Origin of the sequence: Yinghuangia sp. YIM S09857, from assembly GCF_051388915.1 — a bacterium.
Taxonomy (GTDB): domain Bacteria; phylum Actinomycetota; class Actinomycetes; order Streptomycetales; family Streptomycetaceae; genus Yinghuangia.
This window is the reverse complement of the sequence record NZ_JBPKBH010000003.1, coordinates 391,951-405,633: the sequence shown is the minus strand read 5'-3', so window position 1 is coordinate 405,633 and position 13,683 is coordinate 391,951. Positions and strand designations below refer to the sequence as shown.

General features: G+C 69.7%; 11 protein-coding genes and 2 pseudogenes. 8 read left to right on the top strand and 5 right to left on the bottom strand.

Annotation, left to right across the window (positions count from 1 at the left end; all coding sequences use genetic code 11):
- Positions 1-10 precede the first annotated feature (10 nt).
- Both ACRX5S_RS07755 and ACRX5S_RS07750 read left to right on the top strand, forming a co-directional pair.
- A complete protein-coding gene (locus ACRX5S_RS07755) occupies positions 11-535 on the top strand; it encodes a peptidylprolyl isomerase (RefSeq protein WP_436772028.1) in 525 nt (174 codons plus the stop codon).
- The gene (locus ACRX5S_RS07750) at positions 532-1,440 is read left to right on the top strand and encodes a rhomboid family intramembrane serine protease (RefSeq protein WP_436772027.1); all 909 of its coding nucleotides are present in this window, start codon (positions 532-534) and stop codon (positions 1,438-1,440) included. Before ACRX5S_RS07755 ends, ACRX5S_RS07750 begins: the two co-directional genes overlap by 4 nt.
- Positions 1,441-1,757: 317 nt before the next feature.
- Here the strand turns inward: ACRX5S_RS07750 and crgA are convergent, their stop codons facing one another.
- Positions 1,758-2,009, bottom strand: coding sequence for a cell division protein CrgA (gene crgA / locus ACRX5S_RS07745; protein WP_358356473.1), 252 nt, complete (start codon positions 2,007-2,009; stop codon positions 1,758-1,760).
- Positions 2,010-2,281: 272 nt separating this feature from the next.
- Here crgA and ACRX5S_RS07740 point away from each other — a divergent pair, with 272 nt between their 5' ends.
- The 6 genes and pseudogenes from ACRX5S_RS07740 to ACRX5S_RS07715 all read left to right on the top strand — a co-directional run bounded on the left by ACRX5S_RS07740 (position 2,282) and on the right by ACRX5S_RS07715 (position 6,598).
- On the top strand, positions 2,282-2,968 hold the full coding sequence (locus tag ACRX5S_RS07740) for a DUF881 domain-containing protein (protein ID WP_436772026.1): 687 nt from the start codon (positions 2,282-2,284) through the stop codon (positions 2,966-2,968).
- A 69-nt stretch (positions 2,969-3,037) separates the two neighbouring features.
- Entirely contained in the window at positions 3,038-3,769 is a 732-nt protein-coding gene (locus tag ACRX5S_RS07735) for a class E sortase (RefSeq protein ID WP_436772025.1), read from the top strand.
- On the top strand, positions 3,769-3,978 hold the full coding sequence (locus ACRX5S_RS07730) for a hypothetical protein (RefSeq protein WP_436772024.1): 210 nt from the start codon (positions 3,769-3,771) through the stop codon (positions 3,976-3,978). The genes ACRX5S_RS07735 and ACRX5S_RS07730 overlap by 1 nt, the downstream gene beginning before the upstream one ends.
- Positions 3,975-4,613, top strand: a complete 639-nt coding sequence (locus ACRX5S_RS07725) for an aminodeoxychorismate/anthranilate synthase component II (RefSeq protein WP_436772023.1) — start codon at positions 3,975-3,977, stop codon at positions 4,611-4,613. Before ACRX5S_RS07730 ends, ACRX5S_RS07725 begins: the two co-directional genes overlap by 4 nt.
- Before the next feature lie 449 nt (positions 4,614-5,062).
- Positions 5,063-5,734 (top strand): annotated as a pseudogene (locus ACRX5S_RS07720) (class E sortase); the annotation flags it as partial.
- 99 nt (positions 5,735-5,833) lie between these two features.
- Positions 5,834-6,598 carry a class E sortase gene (locus tag ACRX5S_RS07715; protein WP_436772022.1) on the top strand — a complete coding sequence of 255 codons (765 nt, stop codon included), beginning with the start codon at positions 5,834-5,836 and terminating at the stop codon, positions 6,596-6,598.
- A 186-nt stretch (positions 6,599-6,784) separates the two neighbouring features.
- On the opposite strand, the gene pknB is transcribed toward ACRX5S_RS07715, so the two are convergent.
- From pknB to ACRX5S_RS07695, 4 genes and pseudogenes are all read right to left on the bottom strand, one after another.
- A complete protein-coding gene (gene pknB / locus ACRX5S_RS07710; protein WP_436772021.1) occupies positions 6,785-8,674 on the bottom strand; it encodes a Stk1 family PASTA domain-containing Ser/Thr kinase in 1,890 nt (629 codons plus the stop codon).
- A 120-nt stretch (positions 8,675-8,794) separates the two neighbouring features.
- Positions 8,795-10,294, bottom strand: a complete 1,500-nt coding sequence (locus tag ACRX5S_RS07705) for a penicillin-binding transpeptidase domain-containing protein (RefSeq protein ID WP_436772020.1) — start codon at positions 10,292-10,294, stop codon at positions 8,795-8,797.
- A 385-nt stretch (positions 10,295-10,679) separates the two neighbouring features.
- Positions 10,680-12,053, bottom strand: a pseudogene (locus ACRX5S_RS07700) (FtsW/RodA/SpoVE family cell cycle protein); the annotation flags it as partial.
- Complete coding sequence (locus ACRX5S_RS07695) at positions 12,050-13,681, bottom strand: PP2C family protein-serine/threonine phosphatase (RefSeq protein WP_436772019.1); 1,632 nt, start codon at positions 13,679-13,681, stop codon at positions 12,050-12,052. The pseudogene ACRX5S_RS07700 and the gene ACRX5S_RS07695, both read right to left, overlap by 4 nt.
- Positions 13,682-13,683 lie beyond the last annotated feature (2 nt).

Below are 13,683 nucleotides of genomic sequence, written 5' to 3'. Positions count from 1 at the left end.
GGGTTTGTCCGTGGCCCAGGAGTTGTTCGCCACCATCAAGACCGACCACGGGGACATCCAGGTCCGGCTGTTCCCGAACCACGCGCCGAAGACGGTCGCCAACTTCGTCGGCCTTGCGGACGGCTCCCGCTCGTGGACCGACCCGCGCACCGGCACGCCCGGCACGGGCCCGCTGTACAACGGTGTGACCTTCCACCGCGTGATCCCCGGCTTCATGATCCAGGGCGGCGACCCCACCGGCACCGGCAGCGGTGGACCGGGCTACGAGTTCGCCGACGAGATCCACCCCGACCTCCAGTTCTCCAAGCCCTACCTGCTCGCCATGGCGAACGCCGGGCGCGGCACCAACGGCTCGCAGTTCTTCCTCACGGTCCGGCCGACGCCGCACCTGAACACCAAGCACACGATCTTCGGAGAGGTCGCCGACCAGGCCGGCCGCCAGGTCGTCGACGCGATCGCCGCCGTGCCCCGGTCCGAGGGCGACCGCCCGGCGACCGACGTCGTCATCTCCGAGATCGTCATCGAGAATCGTTGACCCAGTTGAACCCCATCGACGGCTCCGGACCGGCCGAGCCCGAGCGGGCTCCGGCGGGTCCGCCGGTCTGTTACCGGCATCCCGGTCGCGAGACCCACATCCGCTGCACCCGGTGCGAACGCCCGGTGTGCTCCGACTGCATGGTGAGCGCGTCCGTCGGCTTCCAGTGCCCGGACTGCGTGCGCGAGGGCGGCCGGACGGTGCGCGAGGCCCGGACGATCGCCGGCGCACGCGTCCGGCGTGATCCCGGGACCGGGACGAACGCGGTCGTCACCAAGACGCTGATCGGCCTCAACCTGGCCGTGTTCGTGCTGGTGCTGGCGGTCGGCGACGACGTGGTGGACCGCCTCATGCTGGTCGGCCGCGCGATCATCGACAACCACTGGGCGGGCGTCGCCGAGGGGCAGTACTACCGGCTGTTCACCGCGGCGTTCCTGCACCAGGCGGTGTGGCACATCCTGTTCAACATGGTCAGCCTGTGGGTGCTGGGGCCGCCGCTGGAGGCGGTGCTCGGGCGCACCCGGTTCCTGGTGGTGTACCTGGTGTCGGCGTTCGGCGGCACCGCCGCGTCGTACCTGATCGCGGCGCAGAACCAGGGGTCGCTGGGGGCGTCCGGGGCGATCTTCGGGTTGTTCGGGGCGGCGATCGTGGTCGGCCACCGCATGAAGGCGGACCTGCGTCCGCTGATCGCGCTGCTGGTGGTGAACCTGGTGATCACGTTCCTGAACACCAGGTGGATCGACTGGCGTGCGCACATCGGCGGGCTGGTCATCGGTGCCGTCACGGCGGTGTGCCTGGTGCACGCTCCGAAGAACCACCGCCTCGCCGCGCAGGTGGTGTCGGTGGGCGCGGTCGTCGCGGTGCTGGTGGGCGTCGTGCTGGTGCGGACATCTCAGCTCACCTGATCGGTTACACTGAGCATATACTTAATGACCCGACGTGATGAAATGCAGGTCGCGGGCGTGCCGGGGGGTTTCGGCGCGCGACGTGCGCGCTAGAGTTATCCACAGGCTCTGCCTGGTTATCCCCACTGTGGATAACTCTGTGGATGCCGCGGTGGACAAAGGCCTGTCCACGCACCGCGCGACCCGTCGGCCGCCGACCCGCGGACCTGCCGAACCCTGATGTGTCGGCACGGCTGTCAGACCCTGCGGCGGGCCCGCGGCGAGACGCGGCCCGGGCCGTCACAGGGCCTGAGCGGGACCGGAACCGGGACCCGGCGCTACTTCCACTGAGTGGAGACACCGAAGCCGGCGGCGATGAAGCCGAAGCCGACCACGATGTTCCAGTTGCCCATCTGCTCGACCGGGAAGTCGCCGTTGGTGACGTAGTAGACGACGATCCACAGCAGGCCGACCAGGAACAGGCCCAGCATGAACGGCGCGATCCACCGCCGCGTGTCCAGCTTTATCGCCGTCTTCTTGTCCGGCGGCGGCGTGAAGTCGGACTTCTTGCGAATCCGGGACTTCGGCACGAGAGTCTCTCCTGTCGATGCTGCCCTGGCCTACTGCTTCCGGACGCCTAGCACCGGGCTTCGGCGCCCCTGCCGTCGGCGGGGAGTGTAGGGACGCGACGCGGCCTGCGACGTGTCGGTTAGCGTAGTCGCTGTCAGGTCCGGATGGAGGGTACGACAACGTGCGTATGCCCGGTGTGAGCTCGCCGCGCCCCGGCGCCGCCGAACCCGGATCTGATCCCGGCCGCTCCGGATCGGCCTGGCGAGCGATCGTACCCCGCACCCTGGCCCTCGTGGTGTTCGGTCTGGCGGGCCTGTTGTTCTGGATCAGCGCGAACACCTCGCACGGCTCGAACCTGCGCAACGACAGCCAGGCGATGGAGTACCGCGACCTCGTCCGCAAGCAGGGCCAGCACAACGTGGACGTCGAGCGCGACGTCAGCGACCTGAGCCAGGAGGTCGAGGACCTGCGCAAGGCCCAGGTGAACGACCCGGAGGCGCAGGCCCGCGTGGACGCGCTGACCGGTCCGGCCGGGCTCGCCCCGCTGTCCGGGCCCGGGCTCACCGTCACACTGACCGACGCTCCGGCCGACGCCGAGCCGCGCAACGGGGCGCCGCCGCCGACCGCCGACGACCTGGTCGTGCACCAGCAGGACATCCAGGGCGTGGTGAACGCGCTGTGGGCGGGCGGCGCGCAGGGAGTGCAGATCATGGACCAGCGGCTGGTCGCGACCAGCGCGGTGCGGTGCGTGGGCAACACGCTGATCCTGCACGGCCGCGTCTACTCGCCGCCGTACGTCATCTCCGCCATCGGCGATGTGGACAAGCTCCGCCTCGCCCTGGACGACAGCGAGTCTGTGTACAACTACAAGACCTATGTGGACGCCTACGGCCTCGGCTACAAGCTGGAGGACCGTGCGCAGCTCAATCTTCCGGGGTACACGGGCCCGTTGGACCTTCAGTATGCGAAAGTCTCCTAGGTTTCACGAACAACAGAGCCACAGACCAGAGCAGCTTGACCAGAGGCAGCAGAGGGGAGCCGGGAGACCGTGCGTACCGCGATCCGCGGGCTGGGCGAGGCGTTCATCACCCTCGGTGTCGTCATCCTGCTCTTCGTCGTCTACCAGCTGTACTGGACCGGCGTCCTCGCCCGCCAGGCGCGCGCCGACGAACTGGACGAGCTCCAGAAGAAGATGAAGCAGACCCTCGCCGCCCCCGTGGCGCCGGTGGCGGTCGGCGAGCCGCCCGCTCCGCCGGCCCCCGGACCGCCCCCGGCGTACGAGGAGGGCAAGAGCTTCGCGGTGATGTACATCCCGCGCTTCGGCTCCGGCTGGAAGTGGACGGTCCTCGCCGGGACCGGGACCGACGACCTGAAGAAGGGCCTCGGCTGGTACACCGGCTCGGCGAAGGCCGGGCAGGACGGGAACTTCGCGGTCGCCGGGCACCGCAAGACGTACGGCGACCCGATGATCGACTTCCCGGACCTGCGCGTGGGCGACAAGGTGATCGTCAACGACACCGTGAACTGGTACGTCTACACGCTCGACAAGCCGGTGGTGAACGGCACCAACAACAAGGCCGTGTACAAGACGCTGCCCGACGACACCGGCGTCGTCGCCCCCGTCCCGGTCAAGGGCTACGACAAGCCCGGCAAGTACATCACGCTCACCACCTGTGAGCCCGAGTACGGCAGTTCGCACCGCCTGATCGTGTGGGGCCACCTCGAATCGGTCCAGCCGCTGTCCGCCGGCGAGCCCGCGGCGCTGAAGGGAGCCTCCTGATGTACGCCTGGATCTGGCGCCATCTGCCGGGCAACGTGTGGGTGCGCATCGCCATCAGCCTCGTCCTCGTGATGGCGATCGTGTACGCGCTGTTCAACTGGATCTTCCCGTGGGCCGAGCCGATGCTCCCGTTCAGCGACGTGACCGTCGACCAGGGCAATGTGGAGGACGTCCAGCCGTCCGGCGCGCCCGCGGGGCTGCCCGGATGACCGCCCGAATTCTTGTCGTGGACAATTACGACAGCTTCGTCTTCAACCTGGTCCAGTACCTGTACCAGCTCGGTGCGACGTGCGACGTACGGCGCAACGACACCGTGACGGTTGACGACGCGCTGGAGTACGACGGGGTGCTGCTGTCCCCGGGACCGGGCACGCCGGAGGAGGCCGGGGTCTGCGTCGACATGGTCCGGCACGGTGCCGGACGGGTGCCGGTCTTCGGCGTTTGCCTGGGCATGCAGTCAATCGCCGTCGCGTACGGGGCTACGGTTGGCCGGGCACCGGAACTTCTGCACGGCAAGACGAGTTTGGTCGAGCACGAGGGCTCGGGTGTCTTCTCCGGGCTGCCGTCGCCGTTCACCGCGACGCGCTACCACTCGCTCGCGGTGGACCCGGACACGGTGCCGGCGGAATTGGAGGTGACGGGGTGGACCGGGAGCGGAGTGATCATGGGGCTCCGTCATCGCGACCTACCGGTCGAAGGCGTGCAGTTCCACCCGGAGTCGGTCCTGACGGAGGACGGGCACCGGATGCTGGCGAACTGGCTGACGACCTGCGGCGACCCCGGGGCCGTCGGGCGCGCGGACGGGCTGGCACCGGTGGTGGGCAGGACGGGGACGGTCGCATAGCCGGGCCGCCGCCCGAGCTCGCGCCGGGGCCCCCGTACGACGTCCCGGTACTCCCAGCCTCGGACTTCCCCGCCGCGGATGTCCCGGCCCCGGACTCCCTCGTGGACTTCCCGGCCCCGGACTTCCGCGAGCGCACGGCCGAGCTCACCGTCGTCTCCCCGGCGGACCTGCCGCGGCGCGACGTCACCCCGGCGCTCGGCACCCCCGCGATCGGCACCGCCGTCGTGCCCGTCGCCGGCGCCCCGGCGGACGGAGGCCGCGCGGCGCGCCGCCGTGCCCTCCAGGAGCAGCAGAAGTCCTCCCGCAGGCGTGCCGGCGCCGGTACACGGTCCTCCGGCACCCGCGGCGCCGCGGCGGCCGAGCTGCCGCCCGGTGCGGGCCGCGCGGCGCGGCGCAAGGCAGCGCGTCCGTCCACCCGTTCGCGCGTCATCACCGGCGTCGCAACCGGGGTCGGCGAGGTCGCCATGACGCTGGGCCTGGTGCTCGTGCTGTTCGTCGTCTACACGAAGTGGTGGACGAACGTCATCGGCGACCGCAACGCCGAGCGCAAGGCCGACCAGTTGCAGCAGCAGTGGGACCAGGCCGCGGCCGGCGAGGAGCAGCTCCCGGCGCCGGACCCGCGCCAGCCCGACGGCTTCGCGCCCGGCAAGGGCTTCGCCCTGCTCTACATACCGTCGCTCGGGGTCAAGGTCCCGGTCGCCCAGGGCACCGACAAGTACAAGGTGCTGGACAAGGGCCTCACCGGGCACTACACGAACCCCAAGACCGCGATGCCGTGGGACAAGCAGGGGAACTTCGCGGTCGCCGGCCACCGCAACACACACGGCGAGCCGTTCCGCTACATCAACAAGCTCAAGACCGGCGACGAGATCGTCGTCGAGACGGCGACCGTGTACTACACCTATACGGTGTATGCGCAGTTGGCGCAGACCTCGCCGCGCAACATCGCGGTGATCGACCCGATCCCCAAGCAGAGCGGGAAGACGAAAGCGGGCCGCTACATCACGCTGACCACGTGCACGCCCGACGGCGCCTCGACGTACCGCCTCATCGTGTGGGGCGAGATGAAGGAGGAGCGGCCGCGTTCCGAGGGCAAACCCGACGCATTGGTGAAGACTTAGTGACACATCGTCAGCGAACGGCAACTGCCGGGCGATAGATCACGGTTCGGGGCCTGACCCGGGAGCTTGCTTGTGCCAAGCTGTCGGCCCATGGGCGTCGTGCGCAAAGTCATACGCGGCACTGCCGAGGTCGTCTTCACCCTCGGTCTCGTCGGTCTCCTCCTGTGCGTGCACCAGTTGTGGTGGACCAACATCGAGGCGCGGGAGAAGGCCGAGTCGAACGTCTCGAAGCTGCACGACATGTGGGACGACGACAGCGCCCCCGTCGCGGTCGCGAACCCGCCCGAGAACGCGAGCCCGCCGCCGTACCTGGGACCCGACGAAGGGCCCGACACCGTCGGTGGGGACGGCCAGGAGGACGGCACGTCGACCAGCGGCGGCACGATCCGCGGGAAGGCCTTCGCGATCGTCTACATCCCGCGGCTGGGCAAGAACTTCCACAAGCCGATCGTCGAGGGCACCAGCCTCAAATCCCTCGCGCAGGGCGTCGGGCACTACACGTACGCGCCGTACACCGGCCCCGGCGAGCAGGGAAACTTCGGCATCGCCGGACACCGCAACGGACACGGCGAGCCGTTCCGGTACCTCAACAAACTGAAGGTCGGCGACCACGTGGTGGTCGAGACCCAGAACGTCTGGTACACGTACCGGATCGTGAAGGGGCCGTACATCACCAAGGCGAGCAACGGCGCGGTGCTGGCGCCGAATCCGCCGATGTTGGGGCTGCCGGAAGGGCAGAAGCTCATCACGCTGACGACGTGCGACCCGGAGTTCACGTCCAAGAACCGCATGGTCTTCTGGGGCACGCTGACGGCGGCCGAGGACAAGCAGCCGGGGTTCCGCCCGGCGGCGCTCACCCGCTGAGCGCTCACCCGCAGGGCCGCTCACCCACTCACCCGCTGAACCGCTCACCCGCAGCCGTTGAACCGCTGAGCCGTTGCCTGGTGGCGGCGCACCCCGCGCCCGACTCGCAAGCGCCGCAACACGGTTGAGGGGCCCGTACCGAATCCGGTACGGGCCCCTCAACCGTCTGCCTGGATCGAAAGCGGCCTAGCCCCAGTTGCGGGGGTCGAACGGGTTGTCCGAATCACCGCCGCCGGGCTTGTTGTTGCCGCCCTGGCCGCCGTTCGGCGACCCCGTGTTCGTCGCTGTGTCGGTCGGCGTCCCGCCGGTCGGCCCGGTGGGCGTCGTCGGCGTCGTGGTCGGCTGCGTCGGGGTCGGCGAGGCACCCTGCGACACCGTGATGGTGATCGTGGTGCCCTTGTCGTACTTGTTGCCGGGCTCGGGCGTCTGCTTGGTCACCGTGCCCTGCGGCTTCTCGCTGTACTCCTTGAGCACCTGCGCCTTGAAGCCCAGGTCCTTCAGCTTGTCCTTGGCCTCCGACTCGGTCATGCCGATGAGCCGGGGCACCTCCTCCTGCGGTTTGCCGCTGTTCACCTTGAGGGTGATCACAGTGGTCAGTTCGACCTCGGTGTTCGCCTTCGGGTCGGTGTCGCAGACGGTCTCGCGCGGGCAGTCGAAGTTGGGGTTGCGGTCGACCCGCGGCTCGGCGAAGCCCGCGTCCTTGAGTGCCTTGACCGCGTCGTCCTCCTTCTTGCCGACCAGCAGCGGCACCTTGCCGGTGCGCGGGCCGGAGGAGAGCTTGACGGTGATCTGGCTGTCCTTGGCGACCTGCGTCTCGGGCAGCGGGTTCTGGCTGCAAATCTCGCCCTTGGGCTTGCCGCACGCCTCTGCTTCCGGCGACACGGTGAGCTGGAGCGTGGCGTTCTTGACGAGCTCGCGCGCCTGCGGCTCGGTCTTGCCGACGAGGTTCGGCACGGTGGCCTTGTCGCCCTTGCCGCCCTCGCTGCCCAGCAGCGTCTTGCCGACGAAGAACGCCGCCACCAGGACCGCCACACACGCGATCGCGAGCAACGCCCAGGCCCAGCCGCGCTGCTTGGGCGGGTCGTCGTCGTAGTCGTCGTCCAGGTCGTACTGGTGCTGGCCGTGCTGCGGCGAGGTGGAGTACGCCGGCGCCATCTGCGTCGACGGCCCCGGGGTCGCCGGCAGATACTGCGTGGCCGCCTCCATCGGGGCCATCACCGCGGGTGCCGCCACCGGCATGCCGTGCAGCGCGCGCTCCAGGTCGGCGCGCATCTCGTCGGCGCTCTGGTAGCGGTTGTCCGGGTTCTTCGCCAGCGACTTGAGCACGATCGCATCGATGGTCGGGGAGACCTCGGGGTCGTACGCGCTCGGCGGCAGCGGGTCCTCGCGGACGTGCTGGTACGCCACCGCGACCGGCGAGTCGCCGACGAACGGCGGGCGTTCGGTCAGCAGCTCGTACAGCAGGCAGCCGGTGGAGTAGAGGTCCGAGCGCGCGTCCACGGTCTCGCCGCGCGCCTGCTCGGGGGAGAGGTACTGCGCGGTGCCGATGACGGCGGCGGTCTGCGTCATCGTCATGCCGTTGTCGGCCATGGCGCGCGCGATGCCGAAGTCCATCACCTTGACCGTGCCCTGCCGCGTCAGCATCACGTTGGCGGGCTTGATGTCGCGGTGGATGATGCCGTTGCGGTGCGAGTACTCCAGGGCCTGGAGCACGCCCGCGGTCATCTCCAGCGCGCGCTCGGGCAGCAGGCGGCGGCCGGAGTGAAGAAGCTCACGCAGCGTGGACCCGTCGACGTACTCCATCACGATGTACGGGATGGAGATCCCGTTGATGTAGTCCTCGCCGGTGTCGTACACCGCGACGATCGCCGGATGGTTCAGCGACGCGGCGGACTGCGCCTCGCGCCGGAACCGTGCCTGGAACGAGGGGTCGCGGGCGAGGTCGGCGCGGAGCGTCTTCACCGCGACGGTACGGCCCAGACGGATGTCCCGGCCGAGGTACACCTCGGCCATTCCGCCGCGGCCCAAGACCGCGCCGAGCTCGTACCGGTCGCCGAGGCGACGCGGCTCTTCCATAGCTTCCAGCCTTTCCCTCACCGGTCCACGGCCCTGAACGTCCTCGGACACGCTACCGGGGCCGGGGGTCGCACGGATGTCACGGACTGATCAAGTCTGGGCGGCCCGATGTGTCGGGTCTCACTTCCCGAGGGCCGCCTTCATCATCGAGACGGCGATCGGGGCCGCGCTCTTGCAGCCGCTGATCTCGTCGCGGGTGGCGTCGCTGTCCTCGACCACCACGGCGACGGCGACCTTCTTGCCGTCGACCTCGGCGAACGAGACGAACCACGCGTACGGGCGCTGGTCGTTGTTCGGACCGCGCTGCGCGGTGCCCGTCTTGCCGCCGACCTTCACCCCGGAGATCTTGGCGGCCGTGCAGCCGTTCTCGACGACACCGACCATCATGTCCTGGAGCTGCGAGGCGACTTCGGGCTTGACCGCCTCGTTGAGCTGGTTCTGCCCGCGCTGCTCGATGGTGTCCAGGCTCTGCGAGCGCAGCGAGCTGACCAGATACGGCTCCATGACCTTGCCGTTGTTGGCGATGGTCGCCACGACACTGGCCATCTGGAGCGGGGTCGCCGCCACGCTCTGCTGCCCGATCGAGGCGCGCATCGTGGCACCGTCCTCGTCGTTGGACGGGTAGATGCTGGCGGTGACACGGGTCGGAATCGTCAGGTTGTTCTTGGTGTCCACGCCCTTCGTGAAGTCGTACTTCCCGAAGTCGTTGAACCCGAAGGCCTGCGCCTGGTTCTTGATGGCCTCGTCGCCGAGCTGCATGCCGATGCCGGCGAACACCGAGTTGCAGGACTTCTCCAGCGCGACCTTGAGCGTCGAGCCCTGGCAGGCCGCGGGGCCGGCCTGGTCGGGGAGCGAGCTGACCGAGTTCGGATAGCGCAGCGGGGACTCGAAGTTGGTGGCCGTGTCCGGCTGGTACTGCCCGCTGGACAGTGCCGCGGCCGCGGTGACCAGTTTGAACGTCGAGCCCGGGGCGTACGTGTTGCGGATCGCCCGGTTGTCCATCGGACGCGACGGGTTCTTGTCGGGTTGCAGCGAGTCCCACTCGGCCTGCTGCGCCTTCGAGTCGTTGACCGCCAGCTTGTTCGGGTCGTACGACGGCGTCGACGCCATCGCGAGGATCTTGCCCGTCGTCGGGTCGATCGCCACGGCCGCGCCGGTCTTGCCGTTGAGGCCGTTGAACGCCGCCTCCTGCGCCTTGGCGTTGATCGTCAGGTCGACGTTGCCGCCGCGACGGTCCTTGCCGGTGATGACGTCGATCACGCGGCGCACGAAGAGCCGGTCGTCCTCGCCGTTGAGGATCTCGTTCTCCACGCCTTCGAGGAAGTTCGAGCCGAAGAACTGCGACTTGAAGCCGGTGATCGGGGCGTACATCGGGCCGTTGAGGTAGGTCCGCTGGTACTCGTAGTACTTGCTGTCGGTCTCGACCGAGCCGGTGATGGGCTTGTTCTCGACGAAGAAGTCGCCGCGCGGGTGCGAGTACTCCTCGTACACCGCGCGGCGGTTCTTGTCGTGACCGGAGTATTCGTCGGCCTTGACGACCTGGATCCAGTTGGTCCGGAGCATCAGCGCGGCCACGAGGAGCATGCAGAACACGGACACTTTGCGCAGGGGCTTGTTCACTTGCGATCCCAATTCCTCACTGGCTGTGTCCTCTCGGTCCCGTCTGATCGGCGTTGGGCGGGGCCCCGGGAGGACCCGCCGGCCGCGGCGGGACACCGGGCATCCCCGGCACACCTCCGGGTACTCCTCCCGGCACGGTCAACGCGTCAGGAGGAGACGCGGGTTCGGCCCTCCGCGGTTCCGCCGCCGACCCGGAACCCGGTCCACGGGCGTCCACGTCGTCCGATTTGTCGACGTCGGCGGAGTCCCGGCCGTGGTCCGCGCCGCCGCCCGAGAGGTCGCCCAGCTCCGAGCCCTGCACCGGCGTGGGCTCGGCGAGTTCGTCCAGGTCGGCCTGGTCGAGCGGGGTGTCCTCGATGCGCCGGCGACGGCCGCCGCGGCTGTTCTGGGTCGCCGAGACCTCGCCCGCGACGGCCGGGGGAGCGGGACGCCGGGCGGTGTGGCTGATCACGATGAGGATCGCCACCAGGATCCAGTTGGTGATGACCGACGAACCGCCCTGCGCGAGGAACGGCATGGTCATACCGGTCAGTGGGATGAGGCCGGTGACGCCGCCCGCGACGACGAAGACCTGGAGCGCCATGACGACCGACAGGCCCGCGGCGAGCAACTTGCCGAAGGGGTCGCGGGCGGCCAGGGCGGTGCGCAGGCCGCGCTCGATGAGCAGCGCGTACACCATGAAGATCGCCATCATGCCGGCGAGGCCCAGCTCTTCGCCGACCGTGGTGAGGATGAAGTCGCTGCGCGCCGCGAAGCCGATCTCGTTCGGGAAGCCCTGGTTGAGGCCCTTGCCGAGCAGGCCGCCGTCGCCGTAGCCGAACAGCGCCTGGGCGAGCTGCTCGGAGCCGCCGGCCGGCGGGTTGTCGCTGTAGATGGCCAGCGGGTCGAGCCACGCGTCGACGCGGCCCTTCACGTGCGGCTCCAGCGAGCCGACCACCGCGGCACCGGTCCCGGCCATCACCAGGCCGAAGATCAGCCAGCTCACCCGCTCGGTCGCGATGTAGAGCATCACCACGAACATGCCGAAGAACAGCAGCGAGGTGCCCAGGTCGCGTTCGAAGACCAGGATCAGCAGGCTCAGGATCCACACCACGAGGATCGGGCCCAGGTCGCGGCCGCGCGGCAGGTACATGCCCATGACCTTGCGGCTGGCCAGCGCGAGCGCGTCGCGCTTGACCATGAGGTAGCCCGCGAAGAACACGGTCAGCACGATCTTGGTGAACTCGCCCGGCTGGATCGAGAACGGGCCCAGCCGGATCCAGATCTTCGCGCCGTAGGTGTCGCCCGGGAACGGGATGGGGGACACCAGCAGCACGAGTGCCACCAGCATGGCGATGTACGTGTACCGCTGGAGCAGCCGGTGGTCGCGCATGAACACCACGACGCCGACGAACAACGCGACGCCGACCGCCGTGTACATGAGCTGGGTCGGCGCGGCCTTGCGCGACAGGTCGAGGTCGAGCCGGTAGATGAGGACCAGGCCCATGCCGTTGAGGAACGTCGCCAGCGGCAGCAGCAGCGGGTCGGCGTACGGCGTGAACTTGCGGACCACCAGGTGCGCGAGGCCCGCCATGAGGCCGAGGCCCAGGCCGTACGACACCAGCCCGGTCGGCAGGCTGCCGTTGTCCGCCAGACCGACGTTCGCGTACGCCAGCACCGGGACGAGCACGGCGAAGCCGAGCATCATCAGCTCGGTGTTGCGGCGGTTCGGTGCGGACTGGGGGGTGATCGTCGTGTTGCTCACGGCGTTACCCCTCACCTCGGGCCGATCGGCTGCTCGTCGCACTTGCTGATCAGTTCCTGGTCGGGACCGAGGTCGATCTGCGGCGTGGGAGCGGTCGAGGCCGGCGGGGGAGGCGTGGTGGTCGGCGCCGGGGCGTTCGGTGCGCCCTGCGACGGGGACTGGTTGGCGCCGGGCCGCTGCCCCGAGCCGGCGGTCCTGCCGGGCTCCGCGGTGGGCCGTGCCGTGGACCGCGAGACGCCGTCCGATCCGGGCCGCCCGCTCGCGGTCGGCGTCGGCGTGCGCATCGGCGCCGCCTGCACACCCGTGGTCGGGGACGTGCTCACGTTATCCCCTCCCGGGAGGCCGGTCACCGGGGCCTGCGTCGGCGCCGGGTTCTGCGGTACCTCGGGAGAGACGGTCGGGGGATGGTCGCGGTTCCAGTCGATGACCTGGCGGCAGACGCCCGCCTGGCGTTCGAGCTTCTCCGCGTACTTCCGGGCGTCCGACAGGCTCGACGCGTCGTAGCGCTCCGCGAGGCTGTCCCGGTACTCCGCGCCGATGAGCGGCATCGTGACCGCGGTGTACTGCTTGTACGGGCTGGACAGCGAGATGCCGAAGATCTCGGTGTCGATGCCGCGGTAGATCGCGACGTGGTCGCCGTCCTTGGCGACGTAGTACTGCGTCTGGGTCCACCAGTACGCGCCGCCGAGCGCCGCGAGCAGCACGACCGCCGGGCCCCAGAAGGGGAGCGTGCGGCGCCACGCGGGCTTGGGGCGGCGGCGGTTGGGCGCCGCGGCGTCCGGGACCAGGGCCTCGTTCTCGTACTCGCCTGCGGTCAGTTCGCGGGCGCGCGAGGCGGGCGTGGTGGGCAGCGTCGCGGTGTCCCCGGCGAAGTCGTCGGCGACCGCACCGACCACCATCGGGATGTCGGACGGCGTCTGGTCGACGTCGACGATGTCCGCGACGATGCAGGTGATGTTGTCGGGGCCGCCGCCGCGCAGCGCGAGCTGGATCAACTCCTGGACGGCGTCCCGCGGATCGACGAGCGCGAGCAGGGTGTCCTGCATCGTCTCGCGGCTGACCACGCCGGACAGGCCGTCGCTGCACACGAGGTAGCGGTCGCCGGCGCGCGCCTCGCGCACCGCCAGGTCCGGTTCGACCTGGCCGCGGCCGTCGAGCGCGCGCATCAGGAGGGAGCGCTGCGGGTGGTGCCCGGCCTCCTCCTCGGTGATGCGGCCCTCGTCGACGAGGCGCTGCACCCAGGTGTGGTCCTGGGTGATCTGCTCCAGCATGCCGTCGCGCAGGAGGTACGCGCGGGAGTCGCCGACGTGCACGAGGCCGAGGCCGTTGCCGGTCCACAGCAGCGCGGTCAGCGTGGTCCCCATGCCCTCCAGGCCGGGGTCGTCCTCGATCATCACGCGCAGGCGGTCGTTGGCGCGGTCGACCGCGAGGCGCAGCGTGTCGCGCAGATCGGCGCCGGGGAGGTCTTCGTCGAGCTCCACGATGGTGGAGAGGACCTCGGAGCTCGCCACCTCGCCCGCGGCGGCGCCGCCCATGCCGTCGGCGACCGCGAGCAGGCGTGGACCGGCATAGCCGGAGTCCTCGTTGCCCTCGCGGATCATGCCTTTGTGCGATCCGGCGGCGAAGCGGAGAGAGAGGCTCATTC

Bases quoted from the DNA above. Each gene is read 5' to 3' on its own strand.
- ACRX5S_RS07730 (WP_436772024.1), top strand. From the start codon at position 3,769: ATGTACGCCTGGATCTGGCGCCATCTGCCGGGCAACGTGTGGGTGCGC.
- ACRX5S_RS07725 (WP_436772023.1), top strand. From the start codon at position 3,975: ATGACCGCCCGAATTCTTGTCGTGGACAATTACGACAGCTTCGTCTTC.
- pknB (WP_436772021.1), bottom strand. From the start codon at position 8,674: ATGGAAGAGCCGCGTCGCCTCGGCGACCGGTACGAGCTCGGCGCGGTC.
- ACRX5S_RS07695 (WP_436772019.1), bottom strand. From the start codon at position 13,681: ATGAGCCTCTCTCTCCGCTTCGCCGCCGGATCGCACAAAGGCATGATC.